Source organism: Labilibaculum sp. (genome assembly GCF_963664555.1).
GTDB lineage: Bacteria > Bacteroidota > Bacteroidia > Bacteroidales > Marinifilaceae > Labilibaculum.
Genome location: NZ_OY761461.1, coordinates 3,787,840 through 3,812,666 on the forward strand (window position 1 = coordinate 3,787,840; position 24,827 = coordinate 3,812,666).

At 37.6% G+C, this 24,827-nt stretch carries 20 protein-coding genes and 1 pseudogene; 2 read left to right on the forward strand and 19 right to left on the reverse strand.

Annotated features, from left to right (window positions below; genetic code table 11):
• Nucleotides 1-97 precede the first annotated feature (97 nt).
• The 17 genes and pseudogenes from ACKU4N_RS14980 to ACKU4N_RS15060 form a co-directional block, all read right to left on the reverse strand.
• Entirely contained in the window at nt 98-1,171 is a 1,074-nt protein-coding gene (locus tag ACKU4N_RS14980; RefSeq protein WP_321317659.1) for a GNAT family N-acetyltransferase, read from the reverse strand.
• Nucleotides 1,172-1,174: 3 nt separating this feature from the next.
• The gene (locus ACKU4N_RS14985; RefSeq protein ID WP_321317661.1) at nt 1,175-2,434 is read right to left on the reverse strand and encodes an O-antigen ligase family protein; all 1,260 of its coding nucleotides are present in this window, start codon (nt 2,432-2,434) and stop codon (nt 1,175-1,177) included.
• A gap of 229 nt (nt 2,435-2,663) precedes the next feature.
• Entirely contained in the window at nt 2,664-3,890 is a 1,227-nt protein-coding gene (locus ACKU4N_RS14990) for an ATP-grasp domain-containing protein (protein WP_321317663.1), read from the reverse strand.
• Between the two features lie 66 nt (nt 3,891-3,956).
• Nucleotides 3,957-4,655 (reverse strand): WbqC family protein, encoded by a 699-nt coding sequence (locus ACKU4N_RS14995; RefSeq protein WP_321317665.1) that lies wholly within the window; start codon nt 4,653-4,655, stop codon nt 3,957-3,959.
• A gap of 97 nt (nt 4,656-4,752) precedes the next feature.
• Complete coding sequence (locus ACKU4N_RS15000) at nt 4,753-5,715, reverse strand: glycosyltransferase (RefSeq protein ID WP_321317667.1); 963 nt, start codon at nt 5,713-5,715, stop codon at nt 4,753-4,755.
• A gap of 26 nt (nt 5,716-5,741) precedes the next feature.
• The gene (locus ACKU4N_RS15005) at nt 5,742-6,692 is read right to left on the reverse strand and encodes an aspartate aminotransferase family protein (protein WP_321317668.1); all 951 of its coding nucleotides are present in this window, start codon (nt 6,690-6,692) and stop codon (nt 5,742-5,744) included.
• Nucleotide 6,693: 1 nt separating this feature from the next.
• On the reverse strand, nt 6,694-7,941 hold the full coding sequence (locus ACKU4N_RS15010) for an ATP-grasp domain-containing protein (protein ID WP_321317670.1): 1,248 nt from the start codon (nt 7,939-7,941) through the stop codon (nt 6,694-6,696).
• Between the two features lie 4 nt (nt 7,942-7,945).
• Nucleotides 7,946-9,115, reverse strand: a complete 1,170-nt coding sequence (locus ACKU4N_RS15015) for a DegT/DnrJ/EryC1/StrS family aminotransferase (protein WP_321317672.1) — start codon at nt 9,113-9,115, stop codon at nt 7,946-7,948.
• Nucleotides 9,094-10,554, reverse strand: coding sequence for an MOP flippase family protein (locus tag ACKU4N_RS15020; RefSeq protein ID WP_321317674.1), 1,461 nt, complete (start codon nt 10,552-10,554; stop codon nt 9,094-9,096). The genes ACKU4N_RS15015 and ACKU4N_RS15020 overlap by 22 nt, the downstream gene beginning before the upstream one ends.
• 11 nt (nt 10,555-10,565) lie before the next feature.
• Nucleotides 10,566-11,801, reverse strand: coding sequence for a non-hydrolyzing UDP-N-acetylglucosamine 2-epimerase (wecB, locus tag ACKU4N_RS15025; protein WP_321317676.1), 1,236 nt, complete (start codon nt 11,799-11,801; stop codon nt 10,566-10,568).
• A gap of 108 nt (nt 11,802-11,909) precedes the next feature.
• A complete protein-coding gene (wecC, locus tag ACKU4N_RS15030) occupies nt 11,910-13,184 on the reverse strand; it encodes a UDP-N-acetyl-D-mannosamine dehydrogenase (protein WP_321317678.1) in 1,275 nt (424 codons plus the stop codon).
• A gap of 16 nt (nt 13,185-13,200) precedes the next feature.
• Nucleotides 13,201-13,728, reverse strand: a complete 528-nt coding sequence (locus ACKU4N_RS15035; RefSeq protein ID WP_321317679.1) for a UpxY family transcription antiterminator — start codon at nt 13,726-13,728, stop codon at nt 13,201-13,203.
• Nucleotides 13,729-14,494: 766 nt separating this feature from the next.
• Nucleotides 14,495-15,475: a phosphate acyltransferase gene (locus ACKU4N_RS15040; protein ID WP_407937251.1), complete on the reverse strand. Its 981-nt coding sequence runs from the start codon at nt 15,473-15,475 to the stop codon at nt 14,495-14,497.
• 60 nt (nt 15,476-15,535) lie between these two features.
• Nucleotides 15,536-16,759: pseudogene (locus ACKU4N_RS15045) on the reverse strand (malic enzyme-like NAD(P)-binding protein); the annotation flags it as partial.
• A 312-nt stretch (nt 16,760-17,071) separates the two neighbouring features.
• Nucleotides 17,072-18,049: a DNA-processing protein DprA gene (locus ACKU4N_RS15050; RefSeq protein ID WP_321317683.1), complete on the reverse strand. Its 978-nt coding sequence runs from the start codon at nt 18,047-18,049 to the stop codon at nt 17,072-17,074.
• 28 nt (nt 18,050-18,077) lie between these two features.
• Nucleotides 18,078-18,692, reverse strand: a complete 615-nt coding sequence (locus ACKU4N_RS15055) for a hypothetical protein (protein WP_321317685.1) — start codon at nt 18,690-18,692, stop codon at nt 18,078-18,080.
• 3 nt (nt 18,693-18,695) lie between these two features.
• Nucleotides 18,696-19,280, reverse strand: a complete 585-nt coding sequence (locus ACKU4N_RS15060; RefSeq protein ID WP_321317686.1) for an HAD hydrolase-like protein — start codon at nt 19,278-19,280, stop codon at nt 18,696-18,698.
• A 641-nt stretch (nt 19,281-19,921) separates the two neighbouring features.
• Here ACKU4N_RS15060 and ACKU4N_RS15065 point away from each other — a divergent pair.
• Nucleotides 19,922-20,680: a hypothetical protein gene (locus ACKU4N_RS15065; protein WP_321317688.1), complete on the forward strand. Its 759-nt coding sequence runs from the start codon at nt 19,922-19,924 to the stop codon at nt 20,678-20,680.
• 115 nt (nt 20,681-20,795) lie between these two features.
• On the forward strand, nt 20,796-21,041 hold the full coding sequence (locus ACKU4N_RS15070) for a hypothetical protein (RefSeq protein WP_321317690.1): 246 nt from the start codon (nt 20,796-20,798) through the stop codon (nt 21,039-21,041).
• A gap of 113 nt (nt 21,042-21,154) precedes the next feature.
• On the opposite strand, the gene yidC is transcribed toward ACKU4N_RS15070, so the two are convergent.
• Both yidC and ACKU4N_RS15080 read right to left on the reverse strand, forming a co-directional pair.
• Nucleotides 21,155-22,996: a membrane protein insertase YidC gene (yidC, locus tag ACKU4N_RS15075; protein ID WP_321317692.1), complete on the reverse strand. Its 1,842-nt coding sequence runs from the start codon at nt 22,994-22,996 to the stop codon at nt 21,155-21,157.
• A 102-nt stretch (nt 22,997-23,098) separates the two neighbouring features.
• Nucleotides 23,099-24,703 (reverse strand): CTP synthase, encoded by a 1,605-nt coding sequence (locus ACKU4N_RS15080; protein ID WP_321317694.1) that lies wholly within the window; start codon nt 24,701-24,703, stop codon nt 23,099-23,101.
• Nucleotides 24,704-24,827 lie beyond the last annotated feature (124 nt).

Below are 24,827 nucleotides of genomic sequence, written 5' to 3' on the forward strand. Positions count from 1 at the left end.
AAATACAGATTCAAATACTTTTATTTCTGTAACCGCCTTGGTTCTTTGTAACAAGATCATCTTAAATTTACATTCATCACTAACTTTGGCTAACTGATTATTTACCTTCAGCCAACAAAAGTTTCTCCGTCACCATTTGATCTTCTTTTTTTAAGCGATACAAAAAATAAGGCAATGCAAGCAAAGATTTTAGTCGAAGTTTATAATCGTAACACATAAAATAGCGATCAATCTGATCTGTAAATTGAAATTTGTAGGTATCCAATCCCATGCCAAAAGAGATTTTTTGCTTTTTTTCACTAAAACTATGCTGTATCAGCGCATCTATACAATGAATTCCTGCACCATATTTTCTATAATCCCGATCAAAGGCAGCATCAATTCCTATTCTTTCGCCATTCCAATCGATACTTGTTCCGTAAGCTACCGCTTGCTGATTAAATTTCACGAATACTACCTGCGAAGGAAAACTTTCATATATTTTTAAATGAAACCGTTCTTTTTCAGCATCTTCATACAAAAAGTTTTTCCCGTCCACTTCTTTCGATTTCGCAATCCGTCTGATTTCAGCCAAACTCTCATCATCAATTCTCTCAAAACTTAGCTTATACTCAAAACCATCTTTTTTAATTTTCCGCAAGGTTCTGCTCAAATCTTCGCGAAACTTTCTTGTATATACCCTGACCGAAAACGCCTCATAACTATCGTATTTACCGACTTGCACAAAAGGCGCTCCAGCGTAATGAAACAATCGATATTTGTTGGCCAAAACTGATGATTCGGGCAAGTATTTTAAAAATAAAAAGTGAAATTTAATATTGGCTTTTATCCACGAAATTAATTCGTTCGAAAAACATTCTTCCAAATCATCAAACTTCAAAATATCATTCCCGAGACTGGACCATTGCTGTCCCATAAACTCTAAAAATTCAATGTTAACCACTTTAAAATAGGTTCTGTACAATTTCACAAGAGGAACTACAGCAGTAAGTTTCTCCTCTTTATAAGCAGCAACGACGTAGGCTTTTTTGTTATATCCAAGCACATTGTTTTCAACCTTTTCGAAAACAGAAAACCAATTGTAAATCCAGTTGAACTGATTGCTTGGAAAATTCCCGAAGTAATCAATCTCCTTCAGATCATTTAAAGTGATAAAACGAAAATGATACATATTTTAAATTGTAGTTGAGTGTGTCTTCAAATCTGCTGATGAAAGCCGGTGTTTTATTTCAATGTAACGGTTAATTCTATCTTCGATCAATGAAATTCCGATGAACAGAGAAAGAAACAGATCCAATAAAAAGTAATTTGCCTGCTGCGTTACCAAACAGGAAATAAACATAAAAAAGATTGCTACAGTCAATTGGTTGTGACTACTGTTCGATTTGGAAATTTCGCTGAAAATTGAATAAAGGAACACCAGGTAAAGTAGAAAACCGAGTATTCCATTGTCAACTATAGTCTGAACAAAACCATTGTGTGCAAAAAGAGGCATTCCATCCTTTTTCTCATATCTGTTTTGCGATTCCTGCATTCCCATTCCAACTAAATAGGTCACAAAATTACTTTCGTACAAATTTTCCAAATATACCTGAGCAATTTGCAACCGCCCGGAACCTACAGTTTCATAAGCCGATTTATCTTCCTGCCCTGCCCTGTCGTCCATCACTCTGCGGCGAAAGCCTTCGTTGGTTTGATACAAAACAATAAGACCCGCAAATAAAAGAACACTAAGAGCCAATATTTTACCCGCTTCTTTAAAAGTAATTTTTCGTACAAAAAGAATGCTGACTCCTACCACAAACATGAGCCAACCGGTTCGCGTATAGGTCTTAAAAAGAAAAAATAATCCTAAAAGCAAAAGTGGTCCCAACACAAAATTCATGAGCATATCACCTCTTTTATTAACAATAAACTCAAGTATAACAATACAGGCTATCGATAATAAAGCCGATGTATAATGCGGGGCTCCCAATATTCCAACCAAACCATCCAAAGAGGTATCCTCCATCCAAAGCATGGTTTTACTGACCGGAGCCGAAAAAACACCCAAATAGTAAGGAATATTTGAAATAATTAGAAAGCCAGCCAGATAAACCGGCAGCATCCGTAATTTCTTCAGGCTTTCAACACTGTTGATATTCAAATAAATCCAATGAGCCACCAATGGTATGGTTAAGTATTTAGAGAAATTGATGATGGAATCAACCGGATAATCGAAAAAAGAAGTATTCACCAGATTCTTAATTGCAAAAAGATAACCGAGAATCAAAAAATTGAAATGGACTTTCTGTCCCAAAACGCCAACAAATAGAAAAATAAGTAATGGTAACTTCCAGATGTAAGCCATTTCCTGGCCGCCAATTGTATAACTCTTTAAGAAAAGAGCCACAAAAAAAGCCAGCATCCAAAATGCTGTTTCAACGTACTTCATATTTACATCAGCGAGTTTAAAACATTATAAATTCGATCTTCAACAAGTAAGCCATAAGTCTGATCAATGCGTAAGCCCAACTCTGCACAATACTACTCTGTAAAATTTCACTTAAAAGCTTCTCTTTTAGAAAATAGTTGGCACTTAATTCTGCTGCACCATTGATTCAAAAGACTTTTGTGCGGAATAGAGCATCTACTCAAAGCAACTGCCAATGGCTTTATTCTTCCTATTCCAGTTCAACTGCAATTAGCTCTCCTATTTTATTCATTATCTGATCCCTTGTATCTGGATTTGGAAATTCAAGTAAGCCTATTCCTAGCGCACAATTTGAGCCGCAAAAGCGAAAAACATCTTCCCCTTCTTCAACCATCATTTTAATTTCCAACACATAATCCTTTATCGAATCATGCAATTTTACAGATCGGAATTTTCCATCCTTACTGGAATGAATCACATAAATGGTGTAGTACTTATCCATCTCCTTTTGGCTTTGAATCTCTGGTTCTGCACCCATGCTGGCATCCACACTCATTTTAACCATGTCAACATTACGTGCACATTTTATAATTTCCGAAATCCAATTCCCTCCATTATAAGCACCAATCTCCATCAAATAAACCTGGTCGTTTCCATCAATAATTACCTCGGTTTTAAACCCTCCTAATTTGATTTTCAGCAAATGAATCAGTCTTTGCAGTTCTAGTTTTATTTTTTCATGTAATTTCTCAGGCAATAAAGAAGGATAATTGATACTTGAAGGTGCAAATTGGTTTACCTCGATATCATTCTTTTGATCTCCCGGATAGTATGCTGCAATCTTACCATTGTAAACAAAAATATCTCCATCGAGCTGAGGGTATTTTTTCTCAATATACTCCTCAACAATAAAACGCTTACTTCTGGAAAAATTCATCGCATAATCAATTGCGTTTCCCATTTCCCATAAATCATTCACCATTGAAATGCCTTTACTTCCAGAAGAACCAACTGGTTTAACAAGAACCGGATAAGTAAACTCTGTTGAATAATTTGAAAAATCTTCCAGCGTATTATAACCACCGTATTTTGGTGTCTTAAACTGATTCATTAACAAAAAATTACGGTACAAATCTTTTTCAGAAAGAATTTTCACCGATTTATACGGGTTTCCGGGAAGCCCCATTTTTTCCGCTACATAAGCCGCCGTAGGTGCTGCAGAATCTGAGGCAAAAGCCAAAACCCCGTCAATCGCCAATTTTCTTGATACATTCAATACACCCTTTAAATCTGTTGTTCTCAAATTAATATATTCATCAGCATATTGATGCCCTGGATTCTCAGGTGTATGGTCACAAGTAATCACATAATAACCAGCCATTTTTGCATACAAAATACCTGGAATCTGAAAAGATGTACCTCCAAGTATTAGCAATTTCTTCCCTTGCAAACACATATCACCCTTATTTTTAACCATATCGAATCAAAACACTTACCAGTTACAGCAAAGCTAATCTAGACTTCCATTTCACAATTTTAAAGACTATATCAATACATAACTCTTCAAAAACCGCAATACAGTCTCCTTATCATTAAACATTAAAATATCTATTATCGATAGATTGGGGATGAACTTTTTTCCTGTCTGAGCGTATTCAACTTTTCCAGTTTTAATAAAGTACAAATCAATTCCTTTGTTATTAAAATATTCCTTTTGATATAATTCCCGCCCCCCAATAACATTCACATAAGCCTTGTAACCAAACTGTCTTGTGATATCAATTAATCTATCTGCCTTTTCTTTATCCGCATTTAAAGGAGAGCTAATTGATGACTTACTCCATTTAATTGTTTTGCCTAAATAATCATAAACACTTAAAATTGAATCAATTCCCATATCTCCAATATTATTGTACTCCTTCTTACAAACTTTTTTTATCAACTCCATCACCTCCTTATAAAATGGAGCTTTTGAATAGGCATATTTCATTTGCAGAAAAAATTTCCTTTTGCATTTCTCATCCGGAATGGGTTTCACCTCATTAATTTTCTTGTTTTGGCTGCCTTTAGCCACAGGTATCGTGAATAAAAAATCTGAATCATTCAATAAAATTCGATTTCTGTTCACCCAGCCTTGCTTTATGTAGTTCACATCATCGTAAAAAACAATTTCACTGGCCGCCTGAATTAATTGAAAATATCCAATATAAGGAAATACATAGGGCTGCATTATCGCAAGCATATCCGTCCCAATTTGCCCTATATTCTTTGGACTTTTCTTGTCAGTTGAAATGTATGTTACTGATTGGCAATCCATGTGAAAAATTTATTATTTATGCCTAAGCAATAATCTTAAGTTTTTTCCTTGATGTATACAAAAAACAAAAAATAGGATCGAACATTTTGTATTTTGAAAGTATTCGATATAAATATTCATTCCTTTTGGCTTTTTCTTTAAAATAGGTACTGCACTCCTCCCTTAAATCCTCTTTCTTTAAGAAAATAGCATATTTCAAAAGTTCTCTATGATAAATATTTGATATAAAAGGCAGTAAATGCCTGCGGTTGAATTTCTCGATGTAATATTTTTTAATAATGTATCTGTCTTTAAAAAATCGATAATCTCCATTCCAATCTAATTTATGGGTCACCGAATCGTCGTGAATCCGATAAGTAATGGTATCGTCTTTCATGTAATGAACTTTCGTTGCGGCTGCCGTCTCAATCCATAAAGGATAATCACCCATTTTCCATTTTTCATCAACAATTTTCTTCCCGATATTGATTCGTTGAAGCAAATCATTTCTCATGCATACCGTTGCTGTTGCTATATGATTTCCTTTTAATACATCATCTAAAATATTACCAACCGGCAACATTTCCTCACCCCGAAGACTCTTGATTGTTTTTCCATCTTTAACACATGAAAAATTGCTGTGTACCATTCCATAATCTGGATCCGCTTCTAAAAAATCAACCTGCTTTTGCAATTTATACGGATCGGTCCAAAAATCATCGCCTTCACAAAAAGCAACATATTTCCCTTTGCAGGCAAGGTCTGTCCGATGATCATTTGCTGCAGCACCCACATTTTTTTCATCCGTGATGATGCGAATTACATCAGGGTATTTAGCCGCATATTCCTGAACAATTTTCATCGTTCCGTCTGTACTGCAATCCTCACCAATAATGTATTCAAACGGGAAATTGGTTTTCTGCATCATGATTCCTTCAATGCACTGCGCAATAAATTTTTCATGATTGTAGGTAATCGTTTTTATACTAACAAAAGGGGTCGTCATATTTTATGAATTTATTGAATGTTTTTTTACAACACAGCCAGTAATACATTACAAATCCGCTCCATATCTTCCCTGTTGTATCTCTGATCGACTGGAAGAGGAAGTATGTATTTTGCCAGTTTGTAATCCAAACTATCTGCTGCACATTCCTCCAGAACATTCGGCCAATAGCTGGCTACAAATATTTTATTTTGAAGTAATTCCTTTCTCACATTTTCATTTTCCACATACAAAGGATAAACCATTGGACCATTCACAAGCAAATCGGAGAAATCGAATTGATTGACACCGGACAGTTGCTGACGCAGATACCGAAAGTTTTCTTCTCTGATTTGTTTTACTTTGGAATAATCAATATGGCTCAAAAGAGACTTGCTTAGCTCCGACATCTGCAAAATTGGCTGCCCCGACAGCTTTAAACTATTCTTCTGAAAATCGGAATAGCCGCTTTCAGCACCTAATTCCAAACGCTTTAGTAAATGCGACATTCGATCCCACGAATAATCCATTTTTAACTCTTCCTCCAAAACCAAATTGCACGACAAATAAGCGCCGTCAGGAACACCAAAAAACTTACGGGCCGAATAAAATGTTCCAAAGGCCAATACTTTATCAGAAAAGAACGCCTGCGAATTGTCAACAATCAGGTTCCCAATCTGATGACTCAAAGCTTCAAGCACAGCATCTTTAATTCCGAAGTAGTTGATGTAAAGCATCACCTCATCCTTCTTTGGTGAAAAATCTAAAACAGGATTCAGATTTTGATCGATTGAATAAAACTCCGCTTCTACATTCAACTTTTTTATGGGTTCCAAAAGCACTTTACAGGAAAACTTTGGCAGGTATATTTTTTTGAAATTACCCACCCGAAGCAAATATTCGAGACAATTTCTGCCGGTATTCAAGTGCAGCAGATCCGGGTAATATCCCGGTCCGCCAACCACTTCCAACTCAAAATAGCCGCCAATTGCTTTCATCTTAAATAGCTAAGCGATTTGTGTTCACATTATTCACAAAAATTATTCCTTCCGATTCGAGTTCAATCTGAATGTATTTTTCGCTGTTGTCTATCTTTTCATACATCTCATCCCTCGATGAAAATTGCAGTAAGAGAACGCCAATGGTTGCATTCGATCCTTGAAAAGATATCACAGAATCACCAATATTTTTAAAAATATGTTTCTCCAGAATGTTTTCAGCTAAATCCGGAGATATATTAATTTCCTTTAAAATGCCATCGCGGTCGCTGTGCAAAACATAGTAAGCAAAAAAGCCTTCTTTGTGTATGTGATCAACAGTAATTGTCTTTCCCATGGCCGCTTCAACAGTAGCATTAACCATATTAAATCCACTGGCATATTGCTCTAACTGAGGAACTAAATTTCCTCCGTTGCGAGGACCGATTTCCATTAAAAAAATTCGGTCATCCTCATCAATTCTCACTTCAATATTAAAAGCTCCCTGCTTAATCTCAAGAAGATCAAACAAGCGTTGCAGTTCCGATTCTATTCTGCTCAAAATAGCTGCTGAATGGATCGAAGGTAAGGTTGTTGAGTAGGGAACAAATGGATTTACTTTTTCATCGAAATGATGATCGCCCAAATAACAAAAACATATTTTCCCGCCGCACACAAATGCATCACCATGAATCTGCGGCCCTTTCTTTACAAGAAACTCCTCCATCACAATCCTTTTGGTTCTGGAAAAACTCATCGCATATTCAAAAGCGCTTACCAGCTCACCCGCTGAATGAATTTTCCCCACTCCTTTGCTTCCCGATGAATCAACTGGCTTTACCATAAGCGGAAAGGAAAAATCATCTACTTCAAGCAAGGCATCTGCCAGGCTTTCAAATCCTTTTGATTTTGGCAGGTTAAACCCGTTCTTTTGAAGAAAATTCCTAAACAAATCTTTCTCAGCCAAAATTTTCACCGATTGATATGAATTTCCCGGCAGCTTCATTTTTTCGGATACATATGCTGCAGTAGGTGCCGCAGGATCCGAAGCGTAGGCTACGATTCCATCAATCTTCAATTTTCCAGCCAATTCGAGCACTAATTCTTTGTCGGTAGTGCTAATATTGTAATACTCATCAGCATATTGATGCCCCGGATTTTCGGGAACAAAATCACAGGTAATTACATGATAACCCAACTTCTTTGCAGCAAGAACAGACGGCACCTGAAAATAAGATCCCCCAAGCAGTAAGATTCTTTTTTTATTCATAGATCTAATCTATTTTTCTTTTAATTTGATTGAATATTTCGACTGGAATTTCTCTTCTCTCAACCCGTGCCATTCCTTTAAGAACAGACACAACAGTATCAATCACTTCATCGGGTAAATCAGGATACAAGGGAAGACAAATTACCTGTCGTGATATCTCGTAAGCAATATCCAAACCTTTTGCTGACGGCAATCCCCGGTAAGCTGAGAATTCACTGATTAAAGGGTAAAAATATCTTCGCCCGTAGATGTTGTGCTTTTTCAGTTCTTCATATACATCATCTCTCGATCTTCCAAACTCCGATTCATCGATAAAAACGGGAAAATAGGAATAGTTGTACTCAACATCCACCGGATTTTCGAGGTAGCGAACCCCTTCTATATCTTTCAAACCTTCGCGGTATTTTTCTGTAATGTGCTGCCTGCCGTCAATGGCCGAGTCGAAATATTTCAATTGTAAAATTCCGTAAGCCGCCTGCAATTCGTTCATTTTAGCATTAATACCCGGCGCAACAACTGTTGTTTCATCAGCAATCCCAAAATTTTTCAAATAATCAATCCGCCTTTTTGTCTTCAAATCATGACAGATGATGGCTCCCCCTTCGATCGTATTGAAAACTTTTGTTGCATGGAAACTGAGTATGGATAAATCGCCGTAATTCAGAACACTGGATCCTTTGTATTTCACTCCAAAAGCATGAGCTGCATCATAAATTACCCGTAAGCCATACCGGTCGGCTAAATTCTGAATCTCATCAACATCACATGGATTTCCGTACACGTGAACTGGCAATATAGCCGTGGTCTCCGGTGTAATTGCCGCCTCAATTAATTTAGCATCCAAATTGCAGTAATCAGCTTCAATATCAACAAAAACAGGTTTTATTCCATTCCACCATAAAGAGTGGGTTGTGGCAACAAAACTGAATGGCGTAGTAATTACTTCCCCTTTTATTTTCAGACATTGCAGCGCCGCCATTAAGGCCAGCGTTCCATTGGAAAATAAGGATACATAGGGAACTCCAAGAAAAACAGCCAATTGTTTTTCAAATTCCTGATGGTATTTGCCATTATTTGTAAGCCACCTGCTGTCCCAAATATCCTCTAACAAAGGGATAAATTCCTTTAATGGCGGCAATTGAGGCCGGGTAACTAATATTTTATGTTTTTCCATCTTCTTAGGGGTATTACTTCTTTTAAAATCAGTAATCCATCGGTCAAAGCTTCTTGTTTTGTTGCCGTGGCCAATAGTAAATAAGATCCGATACCAATAAGTATCTGGTAAGAGAGAGAAATAATTTCATTATCGATCAACCAACCTGTCATCATAAAAGCAACCATTAAAAGACTTATTAAAAAGGTTTGACTAATGTCTTTAAGTTGATTTGGTATGGTATAGGCAATCAATTTTCCTGTAAAAAAAGCATTGATGAAAAAGCTGATAAAAGAGGTACAGATCTGGCCGATCACCAAGCCCATTATTCCCCAATTCAATCCGATAACAATAGCAATTATCACAATCAATTTTTTAACGACTTCGAGGATCAGGAATAAATCCGACCGGCCTTTCACCTTTAAAATATTCAAGTTAGAAGTGTGCAGGGTATAGATCATTCCGGCAATACACAACAACTGAAAGTAAGGTACTGACGGCAGCCATTTTACTCCTAAAACCAATACCAATAATGGTTTGGCTATCACAGCCAACCCCAGCATCAGAGGAAAATTAATAAACACCAAAAGTTTAATCAGCTTTCGAAATCCTTGTTTCAACTTTTCGTTATCGTCCTGAATTTTTGAAAAAGCCGGGAAAGTTACATTTCCCACCACCTGTGCCAATGTAGTAACCGGAACTTGCTGCAACTTTTTTGCTTGTGAATAAAACCCGAGAGCTGATGCCGAAAACATTCGTCCGATAACCATTAAGTAAATGTTCTCGAAAGTTTGACTGATAATGCCGGACAGCAGCAGTTTAGAACCAAAACGAAACAGCTGATTAAATGATTGAATGGAAAAAATAAATGAAGGCCGCCACGTACTTTTTACCCAAAACAATACCGTTCTAAAAAAATAGATTCCAATAATTTGACCAGCAAGCGCCCAAACACCAAAATTGAGTAAAGCCATTCCTATTCCTACAAAAGCCGATAAAAAGTTGGCAATTACCACCACCTGAGCAATGGACTTAAAATTCATTTCAATTTTAAACTTCACCAAATGAATTAAGCCAAAAGAGTTTACTGCCAAAACAAGACAAACAACCCTCGTTAAATCTATCAGCAAAGGCTGATGAAAAAAGTCGGCAATATAAGGAGCGGCAGCAAATAACAGGAAGTAGAGAACAAAACCTATTGCGATGTTAAAATAAAAAACCGTTGAATAATCGGTCTGATTCACATCCTTTTTCTGTATGAGTGCATTATCAAATCCACTATCGATAAAGGCCTGGGAAACGCCAATAAAAATGGCCAGCATCCCAATCAAACCAAAATCTTCCGGCTCCAGTAATCTGGCAAGAATGATCTGAGAAATCAGCAAAATTAACTGACTTCCAAATTTTTCGAGAAAACTCCAGAATACGCCTTTTATGGTTTGACTCTTTAATTCGGACATTTATAATGTAGTTAAGCAACAATTCTTTCCCGAACTGCAATCGCTTTTTTCAATTCCTGAACTATTCTTATGCAAGCATTTCCATCACCGTAAGGATTACTGGCTGTTGACATTTTACGGTAAATGGCATCCTCCTCGAAAAGCATTTCCACAGCTTCAATAATCCGATAAGAATCAGTACCAACCAATTTTACTGTTCCTGCCGACAAGGCCTCGGGACGCTCCGTTGTATCCCTCATTACCAAAACCGGTTTTCCTAAAAACGGAGCCTCTTCTTGTATTCCTCCCGAATCGGTTAAAATCAAGTAAGAAAGATCCATCATGTAAACAAATGGCAAATAGTCAATCGGATCAATCAGGAAAATGTTTTTCGCACCAGCATCTCCGTTAACCGGATTCTTACCCAAAATCTCGTAAACAGGTTTCTGAACATTCGGGTTTAAATGAACAGGATACACAAAGTCGACATCAGGATATTTCGCCGCTAAAAATTTAATTGATTCGCAGATATTTAAAAATCCCTTCCCGAAATTCTCACGGCGATGTCCGGTTATCAAAACCATTTTCCGCGAACGGTATACCCAGTCGGCCACTAAACTGGTAGGAATTCCTTTGGCCTGCAATACGTTAATTATATCCATTACCACCCGCGACGAACGGTGAATTTTGGTAAGGGTCAACTGCAAAGCATCGATAACGGTATTGCCCGTAACAACAATTCTGTTTTTGCTGATCCCCTCATCCATCAGGTTTTTTTGAGCCATAATGGTAGGAGCAAAATGCCATTGTGCCAACCGTCCGGTAATTTGACGATTGCCCTCTTCGGGCCATGGCGAATACAAATTATTGGTTCGTAAACCTGCTTCGATATGCGCAACTGCTATTTGCTGATAGTAAGCTGCCAAAGCCGTTGTCGAAGATGTGGATGTATCGCCGTGCACCAATACCAAATCGGGTCTGGCTTCATTCAGCACTTCACGCATTCCAATAAGCACTCTACTGGTAATATCGTATAGATCCTGACCTGACTTCATAATTTCAAGATCGTAGTCGGGCTGAATATCAAACAATTCGAGCACCTGATCGAGCATTTCGCGATGTTGGCCGGTTACACAAACAATCGTTTCAAAATCATCGGGATACTTCTGAAATTCTTTTACCAGTGGAGCCATTTTTATGGCTTCGGGGCGGGTTCCAAAAACCAACAACACCCTGTATTTTCCATTCCCGTTCATAATTCGGTTCATTTAAAAGTGAATATTTTTTACTGTTCCGCTCCTAAAAAATGTGGTTGTTCCTGAGCGGTACATTGGCAGACAGTAACTAGTAGATAGTAACTGATTACTGCTAACTGTTTACTTATGCTTCGAAGCTTTTACAACAACTTCTACAGGTACAGCTTCAATCTCTTCTGTTTGCTTGTTTGTTACGCCGCAAAAGTCCAAAATGAGTTTGTCCTTTGTTTTGGACAGCGAATAAAATTCACTGTGTGCTACCAAATAAACAATCATATCTGCAGCATCAAAAGCATTTTTATAATCAGAGAGTTCATATTCAGGATGCGAATCAATATTGGGTTCTACAAGCAGGATTCCGTTCTGTTCGGATCCGATTACTTTTTGCGCAATGTACTTGGCAGGTGATTCGCGCAAATCATCAATATTTGGCTTAAATGCCATTCCCATTAAGGCAATTTTGGGTTTGTATCCATGTTTCAGCTGAAATTGCAGACTGGCATTCTTAATTTTCTCAACACACCAAAAAGCCTTGTAATTATTAATTTCCCTGGCTTTTCCAATGATCTGACTTTCCAGGGGATACTCCGAAACAATAAAGTAAGGATCAACAGCAATACAATGGCCTCCCACTCCGCATCCCGGCGTTAAAATATTTACCCGGGGATGCCTGTTTGCCAATTCTATCAACTCCCAGACATTAATACCCGCCTTTTCGCAAATAATTGAAAGTTCGTTGGCAAAAGCAATTTGTACATCGCGGGACGAATTCTCAACCAATTTGCACATTTCAGCAGTTTTTGAATTGGTACGATGCAATTCACCTATTACAAATTTTTGAAAGAATTCGCAGGCCCGTTGCGTCGATTCTTCATTAATACCACCAATTACCCGGTCGTTGTGTTCCAATTCATAAATAATATTGCCGGGCAATACCCGTTCAGGACAATAAGCAATAAAAATTGTTCCTTCCAAATCGGGACGCTTCGAATAAATCATTTTTTTTACCTTCTCAGTTGTCCCTACCGGAGATGTTGATTCAATAATAAACAAATCACCTTCCTTCAGTAAAGGAATAATGGCATTGCTTGCCGCCATAACATATGAAATGTCCGGCTCATGATTTCCTTTAAATGGAGTAGGTACAGCAATGGTGTACACATCTGCTTCTAAGGGGTGCAGATGAGCGCTTAAATAACCTTCCTCCACCACTCTTTTCACCAAACGATCTAAATCGGGCTCAACAATAATAATCCGGCCTTCGTTCACGGCCTCAACTACCTTCGGATTTACATCCACTCCATAAACCCTCATGCCGCTTTTTGCAATAAGCGCAGCCGTAGGAAGGCCGATATACCCCATACCTATTGTGGTAACTATTTCAATTTTATTCATAAGATTTGCTGGAATTTTAATGCGTGACTGGTTGAACTTGTTTGATGGTATCCAGACTGATATCTGTATAAACACAAGTTCCTAAAGAATCGAAGCGGATAACAATACGATTCTTCCCCTTTATTTGTGTGATTTCGCCTTGAATGCCTTTTAGAGGACCTGCAACAACTTCAACCAACTCTCCTTTTTCCAGATGATCTGAACATAGATCAACCTTACGGTTTTGATCTTCTAAAAAAAGCCGAAGTGCTTCAATTTGTTGTTCGGGTATAGACACAGCTTTGCCGCCGAAAGTTACATACCTAACTGCAAAACTTGAGTTGATTGCGTTGTAGTATTCTCTTTCGCTGACTTTCACAAATAAATATGACCGAAGAAGAGGCTCTTCCACCCACTTCGTACGATCACTCCATTGTCGAAGCTCTTTTTGTAAAGGAAGATAGCACTCGATATTTTTCGAGCACAATTCTTGATAAAGCCTCTTTTCAGCCCGCGACCGTGTATAGATCGCATGCCAAAAGTAAGGTCTTTTGATGGCTTGCATGTTAGTTGAATTAAGGTTGACAAGTGAATAAGGTCTGCAGGAAAATAGACTATAGTTGGTTGAAGACTATTGCATCTACTCTCGTGGAGGAGCGGTTGGTTTTCTGTCTGAATGGGCACAGCTTCGCTTCCTCGGTCACAGAAAGATGTTGTACCGTTATCGTTTCAATCAACAATTAATCGAACAGAAAAACGTTCGAAAAACAATAAAATCGTTTTGCCTGTTGTCTTATTACAAAACAATCCGGAATCTATTTTGTTCATCAAAGAAAATCAGACTGTTTTTTTCTTCAATGCCATTCACATATTCTTTGAACAGCAAATAAAATTTCGGGAGATTTTTGCTAAGGAACAAATTTGAAGGATCTTTACTTAGAAAGAATCTAAACAATTTTGGTAAGGGGAGACTATTAAATGACTAACACATCCTTTTCCCTGATATTCAATGGATAAGGAAAATTAAACAAGCCTGCTTTGTTTAGCTTATTTTAATATCCAATTTTCGCATCCCGGTAGAATCCTGTATTGGTAATCTTAAACAAAGCGATTTCAGTCGCTTCCATGCATGGATTGAATAAAGAAAAAAAAAATATTTGTCGACCACTCATCGAACAAATAAACCGATTAATGGAAAATCTTCAGCCGAAAATCCTAAAATATTCAACTGAAGCTTTTCAACTGTTTTGCATCTTGTTACTTGCAACTTGTTACTTATTACTTGTCACTTGAAGTACTTGTTACTTGTTACTTGAAGTACTTGTCACTGTTCACTGTCCCTGCGCATCCACCACAGCAATGGTAACCAGATTTACCAGCTCGCGAACCGAACTTTCGAGAGGAACAATATGAATTGACTTATTCATTCCCAGCAAAATTGGACCGATCACCTCTGCTCCAGCCAATTCCTGCATCATTTTATAAGCAATATTACCACTGCTTAAATTCGGAAAAATAATCGTGTTTACTTTTCGATTCCCCAACTTCGAAAATGGAAACATTTTGGTTCTGAGTTCATTATTCAGCGCAAAATTCATCTGAATATCACCATCCACAATTAGATTTGGGTAATCACGATGCAAAATTTTCACAGCTTCCTGCACCCGCACCGGACTTCCCTCACGAATCGATCCAAAATTGGAATAGGAAACCAATGCAATTACCGGTTCGATATTGAATTTACGAACCGCTTCGGCAGTTAGTAAGGTCGTATCAACCAAAGTTTGTGCCTCAGGCCTGGGATTTACCGTTGTGTCAGAAAAAAAGATCGGTCCTTTGTTGGTCATCATTAAATACATACCGGCAATGTGATTGATTGCCGGCTTAATACCAACGGTTTGTATTGCCGGTCGGATGGTATCGGCATATTTCGAAGTCGATCCGCTGATAAAAGCATCGGCCTCTCCCATTTCAACCATCATGGCACCAAAATAATTCCGGTCCGTCATTTTATCGAGAGCCTCGGAATAAGTTAAGCCTTTTCGGCTGCGTTTCTGAAACAATACCTTTGCGTACTCCTCTCTTCGGATTCTTTCCTCTGCTCCCCGCCAATTAATAACAGGTACATTTCCCAAATCCATATCGTTTTCCTGAATTAATTTTTCGATGTATTCCGTATTTCCCAGTAAAATAGGCTGAGCAATTCCTTCGTGCAATACGGTTTGAGCTGCTTTCAGAACTTTAAAATTAGTTCCCTCGGCAAATACCACCCGTTTCGGACTCCGTCTGGCTTTATCGGTTAAAGCCCTCATTAGTTTGTTGTCGCGGCCCAAACGCTCTTCCAATTGTAATTTATAAGCCTCCCAATCGGTAATGGGAGCATGAGCAATTCCCGAATCCATTGCAGCTTTGGCAACAGCCGGAGCAACTATGGTCAGTAATCTTGGATCGAGAGGTTTGGGAATGATGTAATCATGACCAAAATTCATATTTATTTCCCCATAAGCAATGTTCACCATATCGGGTACATCCTCTTTTGCCAAAGCAGCCAAAGCACGCACGGCAGCAATCTTCATGGCCTCATTAATCGACGTTGCTTTTACATCCAGTGCTCCCCGAAAAATAAAGGGGAAACCCAGCACGTTGTTTACCTGATTGGGATGATCGGACCGGCCGGTTGCCATAATTAAATCCTTACGGGTTTCCATGGCCAAATCGTAAGCAATTTCGGGATTTGGGTTGGCCATGGCAAAAACAATGGGTCGGGCGGCCATCGACTTTATCATTTCGGGCGTGAGCACATCGGCTACCGATAAACCCAAAAACATATCTGCCCCTACTAAAGCTTCCTTTAGTGTGTGAACATTTTTACGGGTAGCAAATTCCTTTTTAATGGCACTTAAATCGGTGCGCGACTCGTGAATTACCCCCTTGCTGTCGACCATTACAATGTTCTCTTTCTTTACTCCCAGCGAAATATACAAGCGTGTGCAGGCCACTGCCGATGCCCCGGCTCCGTTTACCACCAGTCGGATATCACTCAATTTTTTGTTCTGAAGTTCGGCCGCATTCAGCAATCCGGCGGCCGAAATAATGGCAGTACCGTGCTGATCGTCGTGCATTACGGGAATTTTCAGCTCTTTTTTTAGCCGGTCCTCAATCTCGAAACACTCCGGTGCTTTTATGTCCTCTAAATTAATACCGCCAAAGGTGGGTGCAATTCCCTTCACAATCTTCACAAACTCATCCACATCTTTGGTGTCTACCTCAATATCGAACACATCGATATCGGCAAAAATCTTGAACAGCAATCCTTTTCCCTCCATTACCGGCTTTCCGGCCTCGGGACCAATATCGCCCAATCCCAAAACAGCCGTTCCGTTCGAAATTACCGCCACCAAATTGCCTTTTGCTGTGTACTTGTACACATCTCCAGGGTTTTTCTCAATGGCCAAACAAGGTTCGGCAACTCCCGGCGAATAGGCCAGCGATAAATCCAATTGGGTGGAATGGGGTTTGGTGGGTACTACTTCAATTTTTCCGGGACGTGTGCCTACATGATAACTAAGCGCATCTTCTTTGGTAAATTTAGCCATGGCTAATTTGATTTAGGAAATGAGATTGTTTGTTTATTGCGTATAAGAAGAGGACTAAAAGACGGAAGCCTTTGCGGAGATATTTTGAAAACTTCCCAACTTCACTGGCTTGCTCACCAGAGTTTTACACCCTATAATTTCCGCCAAAATTTATTTAGAAGAAAGCTAAATTGGAGCATAAAAAAATCTCCTCGGGTGGGAGGAGACTATTCTTGATACTAATCTACTAAGTAGACTAGTTCAAATTAAAAAATAAATGAGCTTTATAACTTTGCAAGAAGTATCTCGGTTACTGGTGTTTTATCTTTTGTATTAATCGAATAAATTTTGCTGAATAGGTTGATTCTTTTCTGTAAATGCACTTTTAGAAACTATTTTTTTTACAGAATCAATTAAATTGCTTTGATTAATTACAATAATATCTTTTTCTTCCTTTATACATTGCCTATTTAAGTCGTATTTAGGATTATTAAAATCAATCTCAGGATTATAGATAACTGCTCTTTGAATAGAATAATTAAATGCATAACCCATTGCTAATCTTGATCCACTATCCTTTCCTTGATTATTTTTTGAGTAGCTTGCTGAAAGAATAATGCTATCACTAAAAAGAGCCTGAAGTCTGTCTCTTTCTTGGTATCTACTACCCAATTCCATTTTTGACTTTGCATCCGTTAGGTATTCTGTTAATAATAAACCATCTTTTTCTAAAATTTCTTTTGCAAGATCCTTATTTGTTGCTGGCATAATATTGTTTAAAGGACTAGGTAATATGGCTACAGTTTTGCCCTTTGATTGTAATGACTGTTTATGTGCAATTGTATCACAACCTAAAGCTAATCCACTTACAATTGTTACATTATTTTTAACGAGTTCCTCAACTACTTCTTTTTCGATCTTTTCAATATTATCATCAGGATTCAGTAATCCAATAACAGCAATATTTTTATTGTTTACATTTAAAAGTGATAGATTCCCACGATAAAATATAAATATAGGTTGTTCACTATTTTTTACATTGCCTCTATGTGGTGGAAAGTTTGCGTCACCAATCGCAACAACTCCATCCATAAAACCATCTAATTTTTTAATGATATTCTTAATAATAGTCTTTTTTTCCTCAAAGTCACTAAGAGTAACTTGGTAGTCTTCTTTTGCAACATTATTTAATAATGAGATTATAGCCTTTTCATCTTTATTATCATTTAGATTTTTTACAATCCAAGCTCTACCAATACCTTTAAAGGTCTTTGCTGCTAAAATATTAAGTGCGTTCTCTGTATAAACCATTTTTATTTTATTTTTTATCCAAAATTAACTAAACTGCACGACCTATGGCATAAAATATAACAGACCTTGCTCCTTTATCTAAAAGTGCCTGTATTGCATCTTCATCAATGTTTATTGTTTTTGTATATAAATCATCGATCAATAAAATATCCTTATCTACTATATAATTCGAAATTGTACAAGTTTTTATTGTGATTCCAGGATAAGGCATATCTCCATTTCCACCATAACCAGCTCTATTTCTATGAGTTGTTCTTGTATCTGTGTGCCTAATTAAGTAGTCTGTACCGTTACTAAAACCACTCAATTGATTAACAACATTGCTAATAGTTGATTTAAACAATAATTGATTTGGATTATAATCCACCTTTGCTCTTGGAATAACACACACTGTTAGTTTTTTTAATTTTATGAGTTGAAGAATTTCTGGCAAATCTTTAAATAAGATACCACTTAGGTGTTGAACCGCCTTTTGCAATACAACATCCGAATAAGGTGTAATATCATTTTTAAGAGTACAAATAACATTTTCAACTGTTTTTTCAATTTTCCATCTTCCACACCCCCCAGAATAATCTGAATGATAAAATACTTGAATACTTTTATTTAAATATTCATTGGTTTCGAGTGTTAGGCCATTCATAATCTATATAATTAAGATGTTATTAATAGAGATACCTGCATTAATTGCATCAGAAATCTCAGATTTTTCATTTTCAAAGACAATAACAGAATTTGGTAAAATATTTAGACTACTTATAGCCTCTTGATACTTATTTATTCTAGTATTATTTTCAGATAGTTGCCGATAAAAAATATTACTGAATTTTTCAGTTAGTTTGAAATGGTAAAGCGTTAATAAGACTCTGTCTTTACGACAATTTGTAACTAAAACTGTTTTATTCGTTCTGGAATATTTATTAAGAATATCAAGAACTTCTTTTTTTAGTTTAGTTTCATTTAAAAAGTCAGTATAAAATTTTTCTTTTTCTTGAATTATTCTTTTATAATCTATTAAACTCAGGTTTGGGATTACATTTTTTAGAATACTCCGATTAAATCTTTTGTTTGGATTATATGTTAACTCAAACCCATTCATCGTAACTGAATCAATAGCTTTCTTATACGACAGAAAATTTGCAAAATCTGTGTCAACTAAAGTTCCATCCATATCAAAGAATAGGACAGTGTCTGTCGCTATTATACAATCTATATCTTGGCTTGTTTTCATTTTAATCTTTATCTTCTTTGCGATAATCAAGTAGTGCATACGTTCTTTACACTTGCCCCCAATTTATACATAATCAATTGTCCCTATTTTCTCCCTTCATTCCAATTGGAGTGAACTACAACTATCTAAAGCGAAAACAAATCCAAACCTCATCCTTTATCAAAAATCCTAAAGTAATCATATTCAAAATAAATAAAAATAATATGCTCATTATTATCTGTAAATAAAAGAAGATTACCTGCTCTCAATTATAAAACATCCTACTTTACCGGCACAGCAAAGCAAACATACAAGCAATTATTACATTCGTTGATAAAATCAATCTCTTAATCAGGAATAAAAATACACTTGCATGCAATAAGCCAATTAACACTCTTGAATCTCCTGAATTATGATTTTACATATTTTTAACATTTTATATTCAATATACCTGCATCACCACTGTTTACTGAGGGTGCCGCGACTTGACACATTTTAAAATCATAATATTTATAGTTTTTTCAAGAAAGCGTTTTTTGGTTTAACTTAAATTTCCTACTTTCAATACTGTTTTGCTAAAAACCCCTTCGGTATTTGCACCGAATGAAACAAAACATCAGTAAAAAAATTGTTATTTTATTTACCCTAAAACCGAAACAAATATGTCGGAATTACAAAATTATCAGGACAGCCTGGAAAAGATTAAGGCTGTTGCGCGGGAAGCAGTAAAGCACTCTAATCTTCCTTACGAAATATTTATTCACGAAGCCAAAAAACTGTGTAATGTGGCTGAGGGAGATGTTGCTGTATTGGCTCCTTTGGGATTAACGCCCGAAAAAATTGAGGAGTGCAAGGTACTAACGGGTGCTTTGCTTACGGCTCAACTGAATTGGGAAAATCAGAATACTGTGCGCAAAGAAGCCATGGCGAAATGGAAAGCCGATGCTCCTAAAATGAACGAGCTAATTAGTGATTTGTATGCCACCATGAGGTTTGCCTACCGCAACGATGCGCGCTTGCAGGAGATTCTGGATGCCATTAACGAGGGCGACTCGAATGCCGATGCTGTAATGGATTTGGCGCGTTTGGGCTCGCTGGGGAAAGAAAATCCGGCACCTTTGCAGGCTATCGGTTTCGATATGGAGCAGTGCAACATCGCTATTGCAGAATCGGAACGCCTGAGCACCTTGTTGGCTGAGGTAAACGGCAATATGTATGTTGATGATGAGATAAAAGTAATACGCGATAAAGCCCACACTCTTGTAAAAGCTCTTGTAGACGAAATAAGGGAGTATGGAAAATTTGCTTTCCGCAAAGACGAGGATCATGCGCGTTTGTATGCAAGCAAATACCAACGCGACAGGAAAGCGGAATATCGCAGAACAAAAATTGAGAACGAAAAGAATGCCGAACCGGCTTAATTGAAATACATTTAGTTGCTCACGCTAAAAATGGTTTAGGCCACGCCAAGGGGAATCTGTTCGGTTCCCCTTTTGTAATGCCTCCCTACCCAAGTTCTCTATCTCCCTACCCAAAATGGCTATTAGATTTCGGTCGGTGATTGTCCTGCCCATGTCCGGGAAATCTTACTTTCTGTCCGGGAAACACTCATTCTTTGTCCGGGAAAGCCTGGTTTGTGTCCGGGAAGCTCTAATTCTTGTCCGTGAGACACTCACGCCTGTCCAGGAAGCACTTGCTAACTGTCCGGGACGCTTCCCTTCAGGAAGTTATGTGTCTTCTCCTGAAATTAAAATACCTCAGCCTTGCCCTACCTCAACCTAACCTTTCTAAATAAAAAACACCTCACCCTAGCCCTCTTCTGAAGGAGAGGGAACTGCAAAACAAAAAAAGAGCCCCATGCTGGAGCTCTTTCTGTATCTCAATAAAATAGGGTCTTATTTTTTGCTTCTTTGTTTAGCCGCTTCTTCCAATCGTTGTTGGAATTTTGATTTCTTAACCGGCTTTTTCTTATTGGCTTCCAACATGGCCAATACCTTATCGTCATCAACCATAAATTTACGGATGGCAACGGTTTGGATAATGGTAAACAGTGTGGCAATAAAATAGTAGTAAGAAAGACCTGATGCATAATTATTGAACCATACCAGGAACATTACCGGCATCAGATACATCATGGTTTGCATACCTGGCATCTGATTCGACGACTGGGTCATCTGACTATTCATACGAGTATACACCAAGTTGGTACCTGCCATTAACAGACAGAACAAACTTACGTGATCGCCATACCAAGGAATATTCCAAGGTAATGTCATGATTGAATCGTATGAAGACAAATCGGTTGCCCAAAGGAAACTTTTCTGACGCAATTCGAATGATGCCGGGAAGAACCGGAACAGGGCAATCAGGAACGGGAACTGTACCAACATTGGCAAACATCCACCCATTGGGTTTACTCCTGCTTTTTTATACAGAGCCATAGTTGCCTGCTGGCGTTCCATTGCTTTGTCTTTCGGTATTTTCTCATTAATTGCGTCAATCTGAGGTTTCAGCACCTTCATTTTTGCTGTTGACATGTACGACTTGTAGGTCAGTGGTGCCAAAAGCAACTTAATAATGATGGTTAAAATCAGAATGATAATACCGTAATTTCCGATAAATCCTTCCAAAAAGTTAAAGATAGGAATCACGAAATATCTGTTCACCCAACCAAATATAGCCCAGCCCAAATCGATCAGCTTATGCATATCGATATCCTTGCCATACTTACGTAAAGTATTGAATTTATTCGGACCAAAATAGAATTTCATTGGATGAGTTTCCAATTGAGTTCCTTGATATGGCAATGAAATTTCGGCAGAGAAATTCTTTAAAATCGGAGAGTTTTCATCCATATCAACAGATTTCAATTTCACTCCTTTAAATGCTTCATCAGCAATTAAAACAGAAGAGAAAAACTGTTGCTTAAATCCAATCCATTTTACTTTTGTTGCTAAATCTTCTTCTTTTTCTCCTGCTGCAGACAAACTATTTACTTCATCTTCGAAGAATTTGTAGTACAAAGCTGTGTATTGATTTTCGAACTTACGTCCTTTTTCCTGTCTTGGGATATCTTCCTGCCAATTGAAAGTAACGAAATTTGAATTGCGTGAAATCACATCCTGCATTCCCACCAAATTCACCGTAAAATCAAGCATGTAAGAATCAGGAGCCAAAGTATATTTGTATTCAATGTACTTGTCATCTCCAACCATCAATCGCATACTAACTCCTTTTTCAGAAGTAGTTGCATCTACTGCATCAGCACCATTTGCTTCAACAAAAAACAAATCCTGAGTATTCATTGGTTTGTTTTCTGCGTAAAAGGTTAATCCAAACTTAGAGTTTTTCTCAGCCCATAATAACAAGGGCAAAGAATCGTGTGTCTGGAATTCCTTTAGCTGAACATTTTGAATTCGTCCACCTCTTGTGTTCAGAGTTAGCTTTACCAATTTGTTCTCGAGAGTAATGAATTCTTCCTGCTGATTTACTGCACCTGCAAAAGCACCGTAGGCATCTTGAATTGCTGCCGAATCCTGCTTTACTTCGGCATATTGCGCCTTCAGACTTTCCAATCTGGCCTCTTCAAGCTGTTCGTTATGCAAACGATCAACCCGCGCAATTGAATCTCTGGTGTTTATGGCCTTGATTTCCTCTTCGGATGGCTTTGTCAGGTAAGTATACCCAATCAAAATCGCTCCGATGATTAACAAGCCAAAAATCGAATTTCTATCCATTTTGTATTTTTTTAATCTTATGTTCCTAGAAGTAACGAGTACATATGCTGCTTAAAATACCTCACCGAAGGTTCTTAAATACATCATACACCCGAGGTGCTCTTATTTTTCCTCCATTGCCACTTTCACAAACTCTACGAATAAAGGATGCGGCTTGATAACAGTACTCTTGTATTCGGGGTGAAATTGTACCCCAACGAACCATTTGTGTCCTTCCAACTCAACAACTTCAACTAAACCTGTATCAGGATTCATTCCTGTGGCTTTCATTCCGGCAGCTTCGTATTGCTCTAAATATTCATTGTTAAATTCGTAACGGTGACGATGACGTTCTGATATTTCCTTTTGTCCGTATGCCTTTAATGCTTTCGAACCATCTTTCAAAACACAATCGTAAGCTCCCAAACGCATCGTTCCGCCTTTTTCAGTTACGTTTTTCTGTTCTTCCATAAGGTCGATTACCGGATAAGGAGATTTAGGATTCATCTCTAAGGAATCGGCATCTTCCAACTTTAATACGTTGCGGGCAAATTCGATTACCGATACCTGCATACCCAAACAAATTCCCAGGAATGGAACATTGTTTTCGCGGGCATATTTTACAGCAAGAATCTTTCCTTCTATCCCTCTGTGACCAAAACCCGGAGCAACTAAAATACCTTTTAGGCCTTTCAGTTCTTCCTGATAATTTTTATCCGTCAATTTCTCGGAGTGAATCCACTGAATATTTACTTTGCACTCGTTTACCGAACCCGCATGTAAAAACGACTCCGCAATTGATTTGTAAGCATCGTGTAATTCAACGTATTTTCCTACCAAACCAATTTTAACTTCTGATTTAGGATTTTGTAAACGATTCAAAAATTTAGTCCATTCAATTAATTTAGGCTCTTTTCTTAAATCCAAACCAAGCTTTTCGCAAACAATTACATCGAGTTTTTCCTCTCTCATTTTTAAAGGAACCTCATAAATTGTTTTCACATCAATCGACTGAATTACTGCATTTGGTTCAACATTACAAAACAATGCTACCTTTCTACGAACATCATTTGGCAATTCGTGCTCTGTACGCAGTACCAAAACTTCCGGCTGCACACCGGTTTCCAACAATGATTTTACAGAATGCTGAGTAGGTTTGGTTTTTAGTTCGCCCGAAGCAGCAAGATATGGCACCAACGTAAGGTGAATTACAATGGCATCGCGTCCCAACTCCCACTTTAACTGACGAACAGATTCGATGTAGGGTAAAGATTCAATATCTCCAACAGTACCACCAATTTCAGTAATTACTACATCAAATTTATGCTTGGAACCAAGCATTTTGATGTTTCTCTTAATTTCATCGGTAATATGAGGAATGATTTGAACTGTTTTCCCCAAAAAATCTCCTTTTCTTTCCTTATTAATAACATTACGGTAAATTCTACCTGTTGTAACATTATTAGCCTGAGAAGTAGGAATGTTGGTGAAACGTTCGTAATGTCCCAAATCCAAATCGGTTTCAGCCCCATCATCGGTTACGAAACACTCACCATGCTCGTAAGGATTTAATGTACCTGGATCTACATTTAAGTAAGGATCCAGTTTCTGATTGGTAACAGAATAACCTCTGGCTTGTAATAATTTAGCCAATGATGATGCTATTATTCCTTTTCCTAATGAGGAGGTTACCCCACCTGTAACGAAGATGTATTTGGTTGTTGACACTTGCTGAACGTTTTATGAATTATTAAAGGTGCAAAAGTAGTTAATTTATGCATTTTTAGGAAACTATTTCCATGTTTCACAAGATCAAATTTAGGGAATCCGGTTTTTCAGATATTTTCCAGAT